Here is a 17,878-nt window from a genome sequence, read left to right on the forward strand (position 1 = left end):
TGAAGGTGAACCAATACCGTATGACTCGGTCGCTTTCAGCTGAGGCTGAGGTGAAACTTCAGTCTTGAAGAAAAGATCGGATCGTAAGGAGGGGGATCGTCATGAAACCAAGAAAAATTCCGCTGCGCAAATGTGTGGCGTGTCAACAAATGATGCCAAAGAAGGAGCTTATCCGTGTGGTGAAGACTCCGGAGGATGAAGTGCTGATCGACTTGACGGGCAAGAAGTCAGGAAGAGGTGCTTATCTGTGCGGCAAGTTATCGTGTTTCAAATTGGCTCACAAATCTAAAGCTCTTGACCGTGCACTGAAACATTCAGTGCACGCCAATATATATGAACAGTTAGCGCAAGATTTTATTCGCGTCGAAGATGAGTTTCTCGCGAGCAAGGAGCGGGATCATGATGATGAGGAATAAAGTGCTGTCTCAGCTAGGACTTGCACAGCGCGCCGGGAAGTTAGTAACCGGAGACGACATTGTGTTTAAAGCAATACGCAGCAATCAAGCTCGTTTAGTGTTTGTGGCAAGCGATGCTTCAGAGAATACTCAGAAGAAGTTTCGTGACAAATGCCGGACCTATAACGTACCGCTTGTCATTGGATTCACACGCGATGAGCTAGGGGAGAGCTTAGGGAAGCTGGACCGAGTAATTGTGGGTGTAACAGACAGCGGCTTCGCGAGCATGATGAAGAACGGGCTTATTACTTTGTCGGAGGTGGAGTATATTGAGTAAACAAGAGAAGGAAAATAAGGATAAACTAAGAGTTTATGAGTATGCTAAGCAGTTGAATATGAGCAGTAAAGAAATTATTACGATTCTAAAGCGACTTGATTATCCTGTAAACAATCATATGAGTGTAATGGAGAATGATGCTGTGGGTAAAGTAGAACAGTTTTTTAAAGACGTCAAAGCAAATGCGCAAGCGAAGCGTGAAGGTTCACCTTCGAAGCAAGAAGCGCAAGTCAGCCAAGTAAATCCATCGGCCGAGGCGCCTAAGCGCTCGGATCAGCCTGCACGTACAGAACGTGCAGAAGGACAACGCACAGGAGACCGAGACAGTCGTCCATCTCAAGACGGTCGTGAACGGAATGGTCAATCCGGTGGCAATCGTGACGGTCAGCGTCGTGATGGCAATCGTCAAGGACAAGGAGATCGTCCGTCCCGTCCGTACAACAGCCAAAGCCGTCCGCAAGGACAAGGAGATCGTCCGTCCCGTCCACATAACAGCCAAGGCCGTCCACAAGGACAAGGTGGCCAAGGACAAGGAGATCGTCCGTCCCGTCCGTACAACAGCCAAGGCCGTCCACAAGGACAAGGTGGCCAAGGGCAAGGAGATCGTCCGTCCCGTCCATATAACAGCCAAGGCCGTCCGCAAGGGCAAGGTGGCCAAGGGCAAGGACAAGGTAACCGTGACAACAGAGGCGGTCAGGATCGTCGTCCACAAAGTGGTGGCGCACCTGGTGCTAATCGTGGCTCCTTCCAGAAACCTGCTGCTCCAGCAGCAGCTCGTCCAGTTGGAGAGAAGCCTCAACCGGCTCGTTTGAACCAAGGTACCCGTCCTACGAAGTATGATGACAAAGGTGCAGGGGATCGTAACAAGCCAGGCGTAAGAGGCGGTGGCAAAGGCGGCAGAACGGATAATAAACGTTTTGACGACAGCCGTAATATGCGTGGTGGCAGAGGCAAAGGCAGAGGCAAAAATCAACGTCATGGCGAAGTGCGCGAAAAGGTGGATAACACACCTAAGAAAATTATCGTGCGTGGAGATATGACGGTTGGTGATTTGGCAAAACTGCTTCATAAAGACGCTTCCGAAGTTATCAAAAAGCTCTTTATGATGGGACTTATGGCTACCATTAACCAAGAGATCGATCTGGATACGATTCAACTGATTGCCGACGACTATAAGGTCGAGGTAGAAGTGAAGCTGCCAGTACAAGAAGATCCGTTTGAAGAAGAAGAAGAAGTAGAAGAGGCAGATAACTTAGTTGTACGGCCTCCAGTTGTTACAATCATGGGTCACGTTGACCACGGGAAGACAACACTACTTGACTCAATTCGTAAAACAAACGTAACAAGTGCGGAAGCAGGCGGCATTACGCAACATATCGGTGCGTACCAAGTCGAGATTAACAATAAAAAAATCACGTTCTTGGATACACCAGGTCACGAAGCATTTACATTGATGCGTGCTCGTGGTGCACAAGTAACAGACATCACTATTATCGTTGTAGCAGCGGATGATGGTGTTATGCCACAAACGGTAGAAGCAATCAGTCATGCTAAGGCAGCTGGTGTTCCTATTATCGTAGCTGTCAACAAAATTGATAAGCCTAGTGCTGATCCAGACCGTGTTAAGCAAGAATTAACAAATTATGAACTCGTTCCAGAAGAGTGGGGCGGAGACACTATCTTTGTAAATGTGTCTGCTAAGCAGCGCACAGGCTTAGAAGAGCTGCTGGAAATGATTCTCCTCGTTTCTGAGGTGAATGAATTCAAAGCGAATCCTAACAAGCTTGCTCGTGGTACAGTTATCGAGGCGGAGCTTGACAAAGGTCGTGGACCAGTTGCACGTATTCTAGTTCAACAAGGTACGCTTAAAGTCGGTGACCCATTGATCGCAGGTACATCCTTCGGACGTGTGCGCGCAATGGTAAATGACCGCGGCCGCCGCTTAAAAGAAGCGGGTCCGTCTACACCAATTGAGATTACCGGTTTGACTGAGGTTCCACTGGCAGGCGATCCGTTTATCGTATTCGAAGATGAGCGTAAAGCACGTTCCATTTCCGAAAAGCGTACAACGACACTTCGTCAAAGCCAGTTAGGTGCCAATACACGCGTTACATTGGATGATCTGTTCAAGCACATTAAAGATGGCGAAATGAAAGAACTGAACGTTATCATCAAAGCGGACGTTCAAGGTTCTGTTGAAGCCCTCAAAGGCTCACTACAGAAAATTGAAGTAGAAGGCGTGCGTGTGAAGATTATTCTTTCCGGCGCGGGTGCGATTACAGAGTCTGATATTATTTTGGCAACAGCATCCAATGCTATCGTAATCGGCTTTAACGTTCGACCTGATGCACAAGCTAAGTTGACGGCAGATCAAGAGAAAGTTGACGTTCGCTTGCACCGTGTCATCTACAAGATCGTTGAAGAGATCGAACAAGCGATGAAAGGTATGCTTGATCCTGAATACAAAGAAGTAGTACTTGGTCATGCTGAAGTGCGTAACACGTTTAAGATCGGTAAAGTCGGTACAATCGCAGGTTGTATGGTAACATCCGGTAAAATTGTGCGTAACGCAGAGACACGTGTTATCCGCGAGGGTATTGTAGTCTTCGAAGGCAAGATCGATTCCTTAAAACGTTTCAAAGATGATGCCAAAGAAGTAGCCCAAGGCTATGAGTGCGGTATTATGCTTGAGAAATATAATGATCTGAAGGAAGGCGACATCATCGAAGCGTTCGCAATGGAAACCGTAGAACGCAAGTAGTCGCTATAGAGAATAAGAGGTGATTTTTATGGCTAAGATTCGTACAGGTCGCGTCGGTGAGCAGATTAAGAAAGAGTTAAGTTTGCTTATCCAGACAGAACTTAAAGACCCTCGTATCGGCTTTCTCACCGTCACAGGTGTAGATGTAACGAATGATCTGTCTTTGGCTAAAGTGTATTTAAGTGTTCTGGGAGATGAAGAAGCTCGTGAGAATTCTTTAAAAGCACTGGATAAAGCGAACGGATATCTTCGTTCGGAGCTAGGCAAACGTATTCGTTTTCGTCACACGCCAGAGCTTGTATTCAAGTTGGATACGTCCATTGAGTACGGCAGCCGCATTGAACGGTTGTTAAACGATGTTCGTGATGGGAACGAGTCCCATGACAAATGAGTTTAATGCTAACCATCAACTAAATATGGGGATAACAACATCTGCAGTGAGTATATCATCTTCTGCAGATGGGTTGTTCCACCCTACATATGCGCACGATCTTGATCGTGCGTTGCGGTTTATTCAGGAGCATGATCAGTTTCTGGTTGTGGCCCATGTCAATCCTGATGGCGATGCTATAAGTTCTACGCTGGCTATCGGCTGGCTGCTGACCTTATGGGGCAAATCGTTTACGATGGTGAACGAGAATCAAATACCAGGTCGTTTGCAATTTATGGCTAATACAGACAACGTCATCATACATGAAGCGCTGGAGCAGGCGAATGCGCCTGCTTTTAAAGCCGTTATATGTGTAGATTGTGCAGATTATGATCGAATTGGCAGCATCAAGGAATGGATTACATCAGACGTTCCGCTGCTAAACATTGATCATCACCCAACTAACAATCGGTATGGTAGTGTTGCATGTATTCGCGATAATGCTGCCGCAACGGCTGAGATTTTGTTTGATATGTTTGCACAAGGAAAGGTCAATTTGGACCTTGATGTCTCTACGATGCTGTACACGGGATTGTTGACGGATACAGGCGGGTTCCGCTATAGCAACACTACGCCTCATGTAATGGCAATTGCTTCTGCCCTGCTCGCGATTGGGGTCGACGGCAACGATATAGCCGATCGCTTGCTAGAGAAAATGTCTTTTGCCCAAATGAGCCTCATTCAAAAAGGCTTGGCTCGACTTGCTTTTTCAGATGATCACCGGATTGCCTGGTTATATATAACACCAGAAGACATGGTAGAGACGGGCGCTCTGAATGAGGATCTTGAAGGGCTAGTCAATTACCCGCGAAATGTAGAGGGTGTTGAAGTAGGTTTGTTGTTTAAAGTGAATACGAATGGCCGTATCAAAGTGAGCATGCGCTCAGCAGGAAAGGTTAACGTAGCTGAGGTTGCGCAAACGTTTGGCGGCGGTGGGCACGTAAGAGCAGCAGGCTGCACGCTGACCGATCCGCTGGATGACACGATCAAAGCCGTATTAGAGCAGGTGAAGCAACGATTATGACTAGTTTAAATGGCATCCTTCCGGTCTGGAAACCAGAAGGGTGGACATCACACGATGTTGTCGCCAAAGTGCGCGGCATCGTTAGAGAGAAACGAATCGGCCACACGGGGACGCTTGATCCGCAAGTAACCGGGGTGCTTCCGCTATGTGTAGGCAAGGCAACACGAGTTGTGGAATATTTGCAAGAACTGCCGAAACAGTATGAAGCCGTACTTCGTTTCGGTATTGCTACAGACACGGAAGATAGCAGCGGAAATGTTACGGATCGAATGGACGCTGCTCATCTGACAGAAGAACGCATACGAGAAGTTATGGCATCATTTTCAGGTCAAATTGATCAGGTTCCACCGATGTATTCGGCCGTAAAAGTTAACGGACAGCGACTTTATGAATTAGCTCGTGAAGGCAAGACAGTAGAACGCAAATCGCGTACTGTCACAATCCATGATATAGAAGTGTTGGATATGAATCTAGGTGTGAGTGAACCGACAGTTCGTTTTCGGGTCACTTGTTCTAAAGGGACCTATATTCGTACCTTATGCGTGGATATTGGTCGAGCATTAGAGGTCCCGTCTACGATGGAATCGTTAATTCGCACGATGTCTGCTCAGTACAATGCTGAGCAATGTTATACGATAGAGCAGATTCAGCAAGCGGCTAATGAGGGGACCGTCGAGGCGCTTTTACAGCCCGTTGACAAAGCGATGTCATATGTACCCGCTATACACATGCTAGACGCTTTTGCTCATTATGCTGTTCAAGGTCGAGGCATTCCATTTCGAGCCTGTTCATTCCAACCTTTGACGAATCAGTTGTATCGGTTGTATGATGAACAAGAAGCATTTTACGGGTTATTTCACGTTCCTGAGGAAGATACGTGCTTGCGACCAGTTAAAGTGTTTTTACCATCAACAACTTAAATTTGAATGGCGCAAGCATTAATCCATTATTTAAGCTTGCGCCCTTTTCGCAGCAGATATTGTGAATGGAAGAACATACTAATCCCGGAGTGGATGTAGGAGTTTAGAGAACAATGCAGACAATCGTACTTCAAAATTCATTAGAGGATGCCACTTGGGAGCTGAACCAAGCGGAACAAGTGCTCGTTCTCGGTCACTTTGACGGCATACATCAAGGCCATGCGCATGTGATTAAGCGTGCTTTGCAGCATGGTAGAGAACATGGTCTTTCTGTAGGTATGATGACTTTTCATCCACATCCGAAGCATGTATTTGGCAGAACAGGTTACGACCGTTATTTAACGCCACTTCGTGAGAAGGAACGTATTTTGGCTGAGATGGGGCTGGATCGACTATACGTAGTCGATTTTGACACAGACTTTGCACTTATTACGCCAGAACAATTCGTACATGCTGTGTGCAGACTTGGGGCTAAGCATGTCGTGTGTGGTTTTGATTATCGTTATGGTCACCGTGGGGCAGGAACTGCCGAGAACTTGAAGTCGGCAGGCCACAATTGCTTTACAGTTGATATTGTAGAACCTTGCGATGACGAGGGTGTGAAAGTTAGCAGTACACGGATTCGGGGCTGCTTGCTCGAAGGTGATATGAGGCAAGCTAATCATTTGCTTGGTCGTACTTATGCTATACGCGGCGAAGTAGTGCATGGCGAGAAGCGTGGTCGTACAATCGGGTATCCGACGGCTAACGTTCATCCGGAGGAGCCTTACTTTATTCCGCGGCTTGGTGTCTACGCGGTGCGGGCTTTTGTACGTGACAAGATGTATGACAGCGTAATGAGTATTGGATTAAAGCCGACATTCCGCAGCGATATGATGGAGCCCGTCATCGAGGCGCATTTGTTTGATTTCGATGAAGATATTTACGGCGAGACGATGACTGTACACTTAGTTGAGTATTTACGCTCCGAGAAGAAATTTTCTTCTGTACACGAGCTGATTGATCAGATTCAACGAGATGCAGAGGCAGCACGGCAGCGTCTACAGTCGTTTCCGTCATAATGTTTTACATTGCGCGGAATTGATGATATACTGATAACATTGTCGCGTTATTCGCGGCTTGTCCATAGCTTGGTTACTCGATCTCACCGACGGTGACGAGGCTTTCGGATATACTATATTATTTATTTTGGGAGGTGAACAGGATGGCTTTGACTCAAGAACGTAAGCAACAGCTTATCGAAGAGCACAAGACTCATGCTTCCGACACGGGTTCTCCGGAAGTACAGATCGCTATCCTCACGGAAAACATTGTAAACTTAACAGATCACTTGCGTACGCATAAGAAAGACCATCATTCCCGTCGTGGATTGTTGAAAATGGTCGGTCAACGTCGTAAGCTGTTGGCTTACTTGAAAAACAAAGATGTTACCCGTTACAGCGCTTTGATCGCCAAACTCGGTCTGCGCCGTTAATAGCTTGAACCCAAGCAGCCTGGTTGTGACACGCCGCCGACAACGCGGCCTGCAACCGGGTTGCTTTTTATCGTAAAGCGGATGTTATTCACTGAGGCACCTTCGGGTGCTTTATACATAACGAATCGTTGTTGTCCTATAGATGGCATTAGTGCTGATTGTCCTTATCGCAATAAAGTTGAGAAGGGCACGGTTTTTGCAGCTTATAGCAGGAAATAATGGGATTAGCATAGAAAATAGTAACGTTACATTAAGGAGGGATTTCCCATGCATCGCATCGAGATGGATCTCGGCGGCAGACCGTTTGCCTTGGAGTATGGCCATTTGGCTAAACAAGCAAACGCAGCGGTTAAGGTGATCTACGGAGATACAGTTGTGTTGTGTACCGTAACCGCATCTAAAGAACCTAAAGATTTAGACTTTTTCCCGCTCACAGTTAACTATGAAGAGCGTTTGTACGCCGTAGGTAAAATTCCAGGTGGATTTATTAAACGCGAAGGACGTCCAAGTGAGAAAGCGATTTTGGCAAGCCGTCTCATAGACCGTCCAATTCGCCCTTTGTTCCCAGAAGGATTCCGCAATGATGTTCAGATTATGGATATCGTTATGAGTGTGGATCAAGATTGTCCACCAGAGATAGCTGCGATGATCGGTACTTCCGCAGCACTCTCGATATCAGACGTGCCATTTAACGGCCCGATTGGTGGCGTTATCGTTGGCCGTGTTGACGGACAATTTATTATTAATCCAACGGTGGAGCAAGAAGAGAAGAGTGATCTTCACGTCGTTGTATCAGGTACTAAGGATGCCATTATGATGGTGGAAGCCGAGGCAAATGAAGTATCCGAAGAAACGATGCTAGAAGCGATCATGTTTGGTCACGATGTAATTAAAACAATCGTAGATACGATTGAGAAATTTGTGGCTGAAGCTGGTAAAGAAAAGATGGCTGTTAAGCTGCATGCAGTTGATACAGAAGTGAATACAGAGGTTCGTGCATTTGCACAAGAGCGTCTAGTTGAAGCAATCCGTATTCAGGAGAAGCATGCTCGTCAAGATGCGATTGATGTTATTAATCAAGAAACAGTTGAACATTTTACTGTGAAGTACGCTGAACAACTGGACAAGCTAGATGACGTCAAAGAGACACTTTATGACATCGTGAAGGAAGAAGTTCGTCGTTTAATTACACATGACAAAGTGCGTCCTGATGGTCGTCAATTGGCGGAAATTCGCGCTATCGAGTGTGATGTGAAGCAATTGCCACGTACGCACGGTTCTGGTCTGTTTACACGTGGTCAGACACAAGCTTTGTCGATTTGTACGCTTGGCGCGCTTGGTGATGTGCAGATTCTGGATGGTATTGGCTTAGAAGAATCTAAACGTTTTATGCACCATTACAACTTCCCTCCGTTCTCCGTTGGTGAAGCTCGTCCATTGCGTGCGCCAGGTCGTCGTGAGATCGGGCATGGTGCATTGGGTGAACGTGCATTATCCAAAGTTATTCCATCTGAAGTGGAATTCCCGTACACAATCCGTCTCGTTTCCGAGGTGTTAGAATCTAACGGTTCTACTTCACAAGCGAGTATTTGTGCAAGTACATTGGCGATGATGGATGCTGGCGTACCTATTAAAGCTCCTGTAGCAGGTATTGCGATGGGCTTGATCAAAGATGGCGAACATTTCTCAATCCTGTCCGACATTCAAGGTATGGAAGATCACCTTGGTGATATGGACTTTAAAGTAGCAGGTACAGCTGAAGGCGTGACTGCTATCCAGATGGATATTAAGATTAATGGTATTGACCGTGATATCTTGACGCAAGCGTTGGCACAAGCACGTGAAGGCAGACTTCATATCCTGAGCAAAATGATGGAAGCTATTCAAGAGCCACGTAAAACGTTGTCTCCATATGCGCCTAAGATCTTGACAATGAACATTAATCCTGACAAAATCCGTGACGTTATCGGTGCAGGTGGTAAAGTCGTTAACAAGATTATTGAAGAAACGGGTGTCAAGATCGATATCGAGCAAGATGGCCGTATCTTTATTGCGTCACCGAGCCAAGAATCCAATGAGCGTGCCCGCGAAATTATCGAAGGCATCGTTCGTGAAGTGGCTGTTGGTGAGGTGTACACAGGAACTGTTAAGCGGATTGAGAAATTCGGCTGCTTTGTTGAAGTATTACCGAACAAAGAGGGCTTGGTTCACGTATCCCAACTGTCAACAGAACGTGTGGCTAAAGTTGAGGATGTTGTAGCGATTGGCGATAAGATTGAAGTTAAAGTGACCGAGATTGATCAACAGGGTCGCATCAATTTGTCACGTCGTGTCTTGCTGGAGCCTGCTGGAGCAGAAGGAACGGCAGCACCAGCCCCACAATCAAGACCACAACGCTCTGATCGTCCAGATCGTGATCGCAGACCTAACAGCGGACCACGTCCGCCGCGTAACGATCGTCCGACACAATCCTAATTGCCCAACCTCTTATTACAATATGTACTAAGAGGTTGTTTATACCGTTAAGGAAAGAGGCAGATCCCATTCTGGCTCTTTTTTTGCACTTGTCCGATTATGTTGTCTGACTTGTCCGCATAACGTTGTCCTTTTTAGCATAGAATGGAAAAGGACAATGGTATGAGAAGGGATGGACAAGATGGGGCCAAATATACGGAAAGTAATAACGGTTATAATGAGCTGCATCTTTGTGTTAGCGATTGTACGTTTAACGGAGGTAGGCTCTTTTGTAAAAGAGCAAAAAACGACTGCTTCATGGATGTATGCGTTTGACAGTAATGAACAGTCGGTTATGGTAGCTGATCCTTTAATGGAACGTATTATGGATATAGCAAAATCTCGAACGATTCAACCCGTAGACGCTATGATAGATCGGGTGTGGAAAGCCATTCCAGGCTACAACGGGCTGGAAGTTGATGTGGAACAAAGCTACGCACTAAATAGGCGTGCGGATGGTACAAATTCGGCGCTTCAGCTTGTTTATCGCGAGACAGAGCCGGCTGTCACCTTGTCGCAGTTGCCTCCAAGTCCCGTGTTTAAGGGAAATCCGAATAAGCCGATGGCTGCTCTAATGATCAATGTGGCGTGGGGTAACGAATTTATCGAGCCGATATTAGAGACATTACGGAGTGAGCAGGTAAAAGCGACTTTTTTCTTTGACGGCTCATGGCTGACGAAGAATCCAGAATTGGCTAAAACGATTTATAAGGCGGGACACGAAGTTGGAAACCACGCTTATTCACATCCTAATATGAGCACGCTTAGTGAAGGATTACAGCATCAAGAAATCGCCAAGACCGAGAAGGTAGTTAAAGCAACCTTTGGAGTAAACAGTAAATGGTTTGCCCCACCGTCTGGTGACTTTAATGCGCTTACCGTCCGCACGGCCGCTTCACTTGGGATGCGAACCGTAATGTGGACATTTGATACGCTGGATTGGCGTCATCCAAGCCCGGCGACGATCGTGCAACGGCTGCGGACAAAGCTCGAGGCAGGTACCTTAATTCTTATGCATCCGACTTCGTCTTCAAGTTCAGCACTTCAAAGTATGATTCAGGTGATTAAACAGAAGAAGCTGACGCTCGGAACGGTAAGTGAAATATTGTCGGAGAAGCGGCTTGGGGAGTTAAAAGTTGAGCCGTGACCTTTTTTTTGATAGGATTAGATAGGCATTGATCACGGTTGAGGAGGACCTCCGTTGAAGAAATTGCAATTACGTAACGGCTTGAGAGTCGTATTAGAGAAAATACCTACATGCCGTTCGGTCTCGTTTGGTATCTGGGTCAAGACTGGATCCCGTAACGAGAATGAGACAACGAACGGAATTTCCCACTTTATTGAACATATGCTGTTCAAGGGGACAGAGAGATACGATGCCCAAGCAATCGCGGAATCATTCGATGCCATTGGCGGAAACGTTAATGCTTTTACATCGAAGGAATATACGTGTTACTATGCTAAGGTGTTAGACGAGCATCTTCCGATTGCGGTAGATGTGCTGTCTGATATGTTTTTCAGGTCTAATTTTGACCCGGCAGAATTGGATAAAGAGAAGAACGTTATTTTGGAAGAAATCGCGATGTATGATGATACACCGGACGATACGGTTCATGATCTGGTGACACGTGCAGCTTATGGAACTCATCCGCTGGCTTACCCGATACTGGGAACAGAAGAGCGGCTGCAACCGATGAAGGCCGAACATTTGCGTCAGTACATGAATCAGCATTACAGTGTAGCAAACACGGTTGTTGCAGTTGCTGGTAACTTTGATGACTCGATCATAGAGCTGTTAGAACATCATTTTGGTCATTATCATAACGATCATGAAGAACAGCAATATGATGCACCCGCATTTCACAGCGATTTGTTGTATCACGAGAAGAAGACGGAGCAGAATCATATTTGTTTAAGTCTTCCTGGTTGTTCTATGACAGATCCACGCTTGTACGCGATGATTATTTTGAATAATGTGATTGGCGGGGGAATGAGCTCTCGTTTATTCCAGGAAATACGTGAAAAGCGCGGCCTTGCTTATTCGGTATATTCGTACCATTCTTCTCATGCCGACAGTGGTTTATTTACGGTGTATGCAGGTACTGCGCCAAAGCAGACGACTGACGTGCTTAATCTGACGCTGGAAGTGCTTGAAGGAATGACAGCAAAAGGATTAACCAGTGACGAGCTGAAGAAGGGCAAAGAGCAGCTCAAAGGCAGTCTCATACTAAGTCTGGAAAGCACAGGCAGTAGAATGAATCGTCTAGGCAAGAACGAATTGATGGTAGGCAGACATTATACATTAGATGAAATTATCGCTCGTATTGAGGCTGTGACGATGGATGATGTGGATCACATTATTAAGCAAATGGTGTCCAAGCCTTTTGCTGTGTCCATGGTAGGCGCCAATGATCAGGCGATTTCGGCTTTTAGGAGGGATTATCTTGTCGCAAGCGACTTACGAGGTTCAAATTAAGAAATTACCAGGTAACGAAGACGTTCCGATGCCACAGCAAATGTCTGAATTGGCAGCAGGATTTGATTTATATGCAGCAGTTGAACAGCCTTTAACTCTCGCCCCAGGACATCGTGCACTTGTACCTACTGGATTTGCGATGGCACTTCCGCCTCAATTAGAAGCGCAGGTTCGACCACGAAGTGGATTAGCGTATAAACACGGCGTTACTTGTCTAAACTCACCAGGCACGATTGATGCGGATTATCGCGGCGAAGTCAAAGTGTTATTAATTAACCACGGTCAGGTAGCATTTACGATTGAGCGAAATGAACGTATCGCTCAAATGGTAATTCAAGAAGTTCCGACCGTTCAGCTTGTTCAGGTTGATGAATTAACAGAGACGGTACGCGGTGAAGGTGGATTCGGCCACACAGGCACTAAATAATGTCATAACAACAGCACGTCTCCGCTAAGGGGTCGTGCTGTTTTTTTATCATTTATTTTTTAACTACTTATTTTAGTGTTACTTTTCTAGTATTACTTCTAAGTAAGATGTCCTTTCTTCATACTTTAGTTTGGTATTCATTTAAGTACAACAACTGCTGCACCCTTTCTAGGCTACTGCATAAAATGTGCTATATGTGGAGTAGGGCAATTAGAAAGGAGTGAGGGGCGAACATGTTGACCGGAGTTCATGTCGTGTTCATAGGCGGAGATGCCAGACAGCTCGAAATGTTTCAGAAACTAGCGGAGCTGGATGCCAGCGTCACCTTAATCGGATTTGACCAATTGTCGAATCCATATCATGGTGTACAGCGTCAACCGTTGTCTCCCGAGCTGTTGCAGACCGCTGATGCACTTGTGTTGCCGGCAGTAGGAACGGATGATAACGGTCGTGTACATGCGATATTCACTTCCGAAGAATTAACGCTGACCGAAGAGCTAGTGGCTGCGCTTCCGAAGCACGCAGTTATATTTACAGGTATGGCTAAACCTTACTTAAGTAATCTTTGCGGAACACACAATATCCAGTTAGTGGAATTGTTTGAGCGTGATGATGTTGCGATCTACAACTCAATTCCGACAGCAGAGGGTGCCATAATGATGGCGATCCAGCATACGGATATTACGCTTCATGGCTCTGAGACCGTAGTTCTTGGCATGGGAAGAACAGGTTTTACAATGGCTCGCAGCCTCTTAGGTCTGGGCGCTAATGTGCGTATCGGGGTGCGCCGAGATGAACATTTTGCACGGGCTACGGAGATGGGTTTTAAGCCGTTTTATGTTAGCGAATTGTCAACTCAGGTGACAAATATCGACTTGCTTTTTAATACGATACCGACTATGATAGTCACAGCACAGGTCATCGCTCAGATGCCGAACCGTGCGGTGCTTATCGATTTGGCTTCTAAGCCAGGAGGCATTGATTTTCGTTTCGCTGAGAAGCGCGGAATTAAAGCCATGTTAGCCCCTGGATTGCCAGGAATCGTAGCACCGAAGACCGCGGGCCGCATTCTTGCTCACATCATCAGCCAACTGCTGTCGGAGATTACGCAGAAGCGGGGGAATGAGGCATGAGCCTTGATTATAGGGGGATTACCGTCGGTTATGCTTTGACGGGGTCTCATTGTACGTTCGAAGAAGTAATGCCGCAAATTCAGCGATTTGTTGATTTGGGTGCACGTGTTGTGCCTATCGTATCCAATACGATTATGACGACGGATACCCGCTTCGGAAAGTCGCAACATTGGCAGCAGCAGTTGAAAGATATTACAGGTAATGATATGATTTCTTCAATTGTTGAGGCTGAACCATTAGGGCCTTCCAAGCTGTTGGATGTCCTTGTTATCGCACCATGCACAGGGAATACGACAAGCAAGCTAGCCAATGCTGTTACAGACAGTCCGGTGTTAATGGCAGCTAAAGCACAGATGCGCAATTTAAGACCACTTGTGCTTGCTATTTCCACTAATGATGGGCTGGGGCTGAATGCAGCTAACATAGCGAAGTTGCTTGTTACGAAGAACATATACTTTGTCCCGTATGGTCAGGATAATCCGGCACAGAAGCCGAATTCATTAGTTGCTAGAATGGAATTGATTCCTGAAGCGTGTGCAGCGGCTCTTGAAGGCAAACAGTTGCAGCCGCTCATCATAGAACGCTTTCAGTATAAATGACATGGCTTGACCGAGCGTGATGATCGATGATATCACGCTCTTTACGCACTTATGCGGGGTAGAGGGGAGAAACGACAAATGACGAATCAAAAGCGGTTTAATGTAGCAGTAGTAGGCGCAACAGGGGCAGTTGGGGAGCAGATTTTAAAGCTGCTTGCAGAACGCAATTTTCCTATTCAGGAGCTCAAGCTCTTGTCTTCTGCCCGTTCCGCCGGCACCAAGATCACGTTTAAAGGTGTGGAGCATACGGTTGAAGAAGCTCATCCAGACAGCTTTAATGGAATTGATATCGCGTTATTCAGTGCAGGTGGGGATGTAACTAAAGCTCTTGCTCCAGCGGCTGTCGAGCGTGGTGCGGTTTGTATCGATAATACGAATGCTTATCGTATGGACCCGAACACTCCGCTTATTGTTCCAGAAGTGAATGAGGATAAGATTAAAGAGCATAAGGGAATTATTGCAAATCCGAACTGTTCGACGATTCAAATGGTAGCAGCTCTCAAGCCGCTGTATGACCGTTATGGCATTGATCGTATTATCGTTTCTACTTATCAAGCAGTGTCTGGCGCAGGTAGTCGTGCAATTGACGAACTGCTTCGGCAGTCCAAGGAAGTGCTGGAGGGGAATGTCGTTGAGCCTGACATTTTGCCAGTATCTTCTTTACCGGTAAAGCATCAGATCGCATTTAACGCAGTTCCGCAAATTGATAAGTTCCAAGATAACGGCTTTACGTTGGAAGAGATGAAGATGATTCGCGAAACGAAGAAGATTATGGATGATGATAATCTGCAAGTTACTGCAACTTGCGTACGAATTCCAGTTGTTTATGGCCACTCGGAATCCGTATACGTAGAGTTGAAAGATGATTTTGACTTGTCAGAAGTGCGCCAATTGCTGCAAGATGCTCCAGGCATTACGCTGCAAGACGATATCGCCTCCCAATCTTATCCGTTGGCTACAGAAGCAGCGGGCAAGCCTGATGTATTTGTGGGCCGCTTGCGTCGTGACTTGTACCATCCTCGAGCACTCAATATGTGGGTCGTTTCCGACAACTTGTTAAAAGGCGCTGCTTGGAACGCGGTACAAATTGCAGAGTACATTGCATCGGAGCGGCAGGAGTAGCAAGACCGCTCCTGCTTTTTTGTCCAGAGCTACGTTCTGGTAGTCAGTCTTCACTGTTGGAGGAATCACTCATGCGTATACTTGTACAGAAGTTCGGTGGAACTTCCTTATCTACATCTGAAGCCAGAGAGCGGGTTATCCACCATATTCGCCGTGAATTGGCACAAGGGTATCATATTGCTGTTGTCGTTTCGGCTATGGGACGTAAAGGCGAGCCTTATGCAACTGATACGTTGTTGGATTGGATTGGTCACAATGGCAATCAACTACCTGCTCGCGAACAGGATTTATTACTGTGCTGCGGTGAAATTATATCAGCTACCACCTTATGCAGTTTATTGTTGAGCGAAGGCATACCTGCAACGGTATTTACAGGTGCACAGGCAGGATTTAAGACAGATCAGCATTTTGGTAATGCTCGCATTCTCGATATTCGTCCTGATCGTGTACTAACGGCGTTAAAAGAAAATCAGGTTGTTATCGTGACTGGGTTTCAGGGACAAACTGAACAAGGTGACTTTACGACTTTGGGACGCGGTGGCAGCGATACTTCGGCAACAGCACTTGGTGCGGCATTGCGTGCCGAAATCGTTGATATTTATACCGATGTGAACGGAATACTAACAGCAGATCCGCGCCTCGTAGAGGATGCGAAGCCTTTAACGATAGTCAGCTATGCTGAGATATGCAATATGGCCCATCACGGGGCTAAAGTTATTCATCCTCGTGCGGTTGAAATTGCGATGCAGGCACAAGTTCCTGTTCGTGTACGATCAACGTTCTCAGATGATGAAGGGACGCTTGTGACGCATCCTGAAGGCTTCAGTGATTTGCATCCTGGTATTGTTGATCGCTTCGTAACAGGAATCGCGTACGTTAGTAATGTTACACAGATTACGGTTGAGGCACACGATGGTGCTGATGACCTCCAGTTAAACGTATTTAAAGCGATGGCGCATAACCAGATTAGTGTTGACTTTATTAATGTTACCCCATCTGGCGCCGTATATACGGTGTTTGATAGTGATGCGGAACGGGCACTTGATGTGCTTCATCAATTGGGATATGAGCCGAAGTCATTGCCTGCATGCGCTAAAGTGTCTGTAATAGGGGGCGGCATCAATGGAGTGCCTGGTATAATGGCCCACATTGTAGAAGCACTTACGAAGCAGGAAATTCAGATTTTACAATCGGCAGATTCCAACACAACGATCTGGGTACTTGTTCGTAAAGAAGACATGGTACGTGCATTACGCGCATTGCATGCCAAGTTCGAACTTCATCGCTAAAGTCATTGGTTAGTAATTGGCTTTCTTGGCTTGCAGCGTGAATGCGCAAGAGAGGAGACCACGAATGGAATTCGGAAGATTAATTACGGCGATGGTTACGCCGTTTCATGAGGACCTGACAATTAATTGGCAGCAAGCAGAACAATTAATTGATTACTTAATTGACGTGCAACGAAATGACAGTCTTGTCATTTGTGGCACTACTGGCGAATCTCCTACGTTATCAGACGAAGAGAAAGAAGCTATGTTTCGTTTTGCAGTAGAGAAGGCTCGCGGTAGAGCGCGTATTATTGCGGGAACAGGCAGCAACAATACAGCACATTCCATCCATCTGACCCGCATTGCGGAGCTGTCAGGGGTAGACGGGGTGCTGCTTGTTGTTCCCTATTACAACAAACCGAATCAGGAAGGCATGTACCAGCATTTCAAAGCGATTGCAGAGTCTACACGACTTCCTGTTATGCTGTACAATGTGCCAGGCCGGACAGGTGCAAGCATTAGTGTAGATACAACACTTCGATTGGCACGAGACGTATCCAATATCGTTGCTACGAAGGAATGTGTATCTATTGAACAAATGTCATTAATTGCTGCGGGAGCGCCTGCATCATTCCGTGTGTACAGTGGAGATGACGCTGCTACCTTGCCATGTTTAAGTGTAGGCGGGTATGGTATCGTTAGCGTAGCGGCTCATCTGGTCGGTGCTCACATGAAGCAGATGATGGAATCGTATGTAGCTGGTCATGTGCAAGAGGCTGTAGACCTTAACCACAAGCTGCATCCTGTTTTTAAAGGGTTGTTTGAGGCGCCGCATCCTATACCGAATCCGGTAGCAGTTAAGTATGCGTTACAGCTAATAGGGCACGAGGTAGGCAGTGTAAGGCTTCCTCTTGTGCCAGCATCGATTGATGAGCAGGCCTTTATTCAACAATTGGTTCAGCAATCCGTTCTGGATTAGTTTTAAGCTGCTGACTTTA

General features: G+C 46.4%; 18 protein-coding genes. 17 read left to right on the forward strand and 1 reads right to left on the reverse strand.

Going from position 1 to position 17,878, the window contains the following annotated elements; genetic code table 11:
- The first annotated feature begins 101 nt into the window (after positions 1–101).
- From rnpM to rpsO, 8 genes are all read left to right on the forward strand, one after another.
- Positions 102–416, forward strand: coding sequence for an RNase P modulator RnpM (gene rnpM / locus H509_RS0111355; protein WP_028545196.1), 315 nt, complete (start codon positions 102–104; stop codon positions 414–416).
- Positions 403–732, forward strand: a complete 330-nt coding sequence (locus tag H509_RS0111360) for a L7Ae/L30e/S12e/Gadd45 family ribosomal protein (protein ID WP_157277703.1) — start codon at positions 403–405, stop codon at positions 730–732. The genes rnpM and H509_RS0111360 overlap by 14 nt, the downstream gene beginning before the upstream one ends.
- Positions 725–3,493 carry a translation initiation factor IF-2 gene (infB, locus tag H509_RS0111365; RefSeq protein ID WP_028545198.1) on the forward strand — a complete coding sequence of 923 codons (2,769 nt, stop codon included), beginning with the start codon at positions 725–727 and terminating at the stop codon, positions 3,491–3,493. Before H509_RS0111360 ends, infB begins: the two co-directional genes overlap by 8 nt.
- 28 nt (positions 3,494–3,521) lie before the next feature.
- Complete coding sequence (gene rbfA, locus H509_RS0111370) at positions 3,522–3,884, forward strand: 30S ribosome-binding factor RbfA (protein WP_028545199.1); 363 nt, start codon at positions 3,522–3,524, stop codon at positions 3,882–3,884.
- 25 nt (positions 3,885–3,909) lie between these two features.
- Positions 3,910–4,947: a DHH family phosphoesterase gene (locus tag H509_RS0111375; protein ID WP_051287116.1), complete on the forward strand. Its 1,038-nt coding sequence runs from the start codon at positions 3,910–3,912 to the stop codon at positions 4,945–4,947.
- Positions 4,944–5,867, forward strand: a complete 924-nt coding sequence (truB, locus tag H509_RS0111380) for a tRNA pseudouridine(55) synthase TruB (RefSeq protein WP_028545201.1) — start codon at positions 4,944–4,946, stop codon at positions 5,865–5,867. The genes H509_RS0111375 and truB overlap by 4 nt, the downstream gene beginning before the upstream one ends.
- 113 nt (positions 5,868–5,980) lie before the next feature.
- Positions 5,981–6,928, forward strand: coding sequence for a bifunctional riboflavin kinase/FAD synthetase (locus tag H509_RS0111385; protein WP_028545202.1), 948 nt, complete (start codon positions 5,981–5,983; stop codon positions 6,926–6,928).
- A gap of 143 nt (positions 6,929–7,071) precedes the next feature.
- Entirely contained in the window at positions 7,072–7,341 is a 270-nt protein-coding gene (rpsO, locus tag H509_RS0111390; protein WP_028545203.1) for a 30S ribosomal protein S15, read from the forward strand.
- Here rpsO and H509_RS28575 read toward each other — a convergent pair.
- Positions 7,338–7,460 carry a hypothetical protein gene (locus H509_RS28575; protein ID WP_281169727.1) on the reverse strand — a complete coding sequence of 41 codons (123 nt, stop codon included), beginning with the start codon at positions 7,458–7,460 and terminating at the stop codon, positions 7,338–7,340. The genes rpsO and H509_RS28575 overlap by 4 nt on opposite strands.
- Positions 7,461–7,608: 148 nt before the next feature.
- Between H509_RS28575 and pnp the strand changes: the two genes are divergently transcribed.
- The 9 genes from pnp to dapA all read left to right on the forward strand — a co-directional run bounded on the left by pnp (position 7,609) and on the right by dapA (position 17,859).
- Positions 7,609–9,816 carry a polyribonucleotide nucleotidyltransferase gene (pnp, locus tag H509_RS24975; RefSeq protein WP_051286960.1) on the forward strand — a complete coding sequence of 736 codons (2,208 nt, stop codon included), beginning with the start codon at positions 7,609–7,611 and terminating at the stop codon, positions 9,814–9,816.
- 181 nt (positions 9,817–9,997) lie between these two features.
- Positions 9,998–11,002, forward strand: coding sequence for a polysaccharide deacetylase family protein (locus tag H509_RS0111405; RefSeq protein ID WP_036696946.1), 1,005 nt, complete (start codon positions 9,998–10,000; stop codon positions 11,000–11,002).
- A gap of 54 nt (positions 11,003–11,056) precedes the next feature.
- On the forward strand, positions 11,057–12,331 hold the full coding sequence (locus H509_RS0111410) for a M16 family metallopeptidase (RefSeq protein WP_028545205.1): 1,275 nt from the start codon (positions 11,057–11,059) through the stop codon (positions 12,329–12,331).
- Entirely contained in the window at positions 12,300–12,758 is a 459-nt protein-coding gene (gene dut, locus H509_RS0111415; RefSeq protein ID WP_036696949.1) for a dUTP diphosphatase, read from the forward strand. Before H509_RS0111410 ends, dut begins: the two co-directional genes overlap by 32 nt.
- 233 nt (positions 12,759–12,991) lie before the next feature.
- Entirely contained in the window at positions 12,992–13,891 is a 900-nt protein-coding gene (gene dpsA / locus H509_RS0111420; protein ID WP_028545207.1) for a dipicolinate synthase subunit DpsA, read from the forward strand.
- Positions 13,888–14,490 (forward strand): dipicolinate synthase subunit B, encoded by a 603-nt coding sequence (locus tag H509_RS0111425; RefSeq protein WP_028545208.1) that lies wholly within the window; start codon positions 13,888–13,890, stop codon positions 14,488–14,490. The genes dpsA and H509_RS0111425 overlap by 4 nt, the downstream gene beginning before the upstream one ends.
- 78 nt (positions 14,491–14,568) lie before the next feature.
- Positions 14,569–15,612, forward strand: coding sequence for an aspartate-semialdehyde dehydrogenase (locus H509_RS0111430; RefSeq protein ID WP_028545209.1), 1,044 nt, complete (start codon positions 14,569–14,571; stop codon positions 15,610–15,612).
- A gap of 71 nt (positions 15,613–15,683) precedes the next feature.
- Positions 15,684–16,901, forward strand: coding sequence for an aspartate kinase (gene dapG / locus H509_RS0111435; protein WP_028545210.1), 1,218 nt, complete (start codon positions 15,684–15,686; stop codon positions 16,899–16,901).
- 64 nt (positions 16,902–16,965) lie between these two features.
- The gene (gene dapA / locus H509_RS0111440) at positions 16,966–17,859 is read left to right on the forward strand and encodes a 4-hydroxy-tetrahydrodipicolinate synthase (RefSeq protein ID WP_028545211.1); all 894 of its coding nucleotides are present in this window, start codon (positions 16,966–16,968) and stop codon (positions 17,857–17,859) included.
- Positions 17,860–17,878 lie beyond the last annotated feature (19 nt).

The organism is Paenibacillus taiwanensis DSM 18679 (genome assembly GCF_000425125.1).
In the GTDB taxonomy this organism is placed as follows: domain Bacteria; phylum Bacillota; class Bacilli; order Paenibacillales; family Paenibacillaceae; genus Paenibacillus_B; species Paenibacillus_B taiwanensis.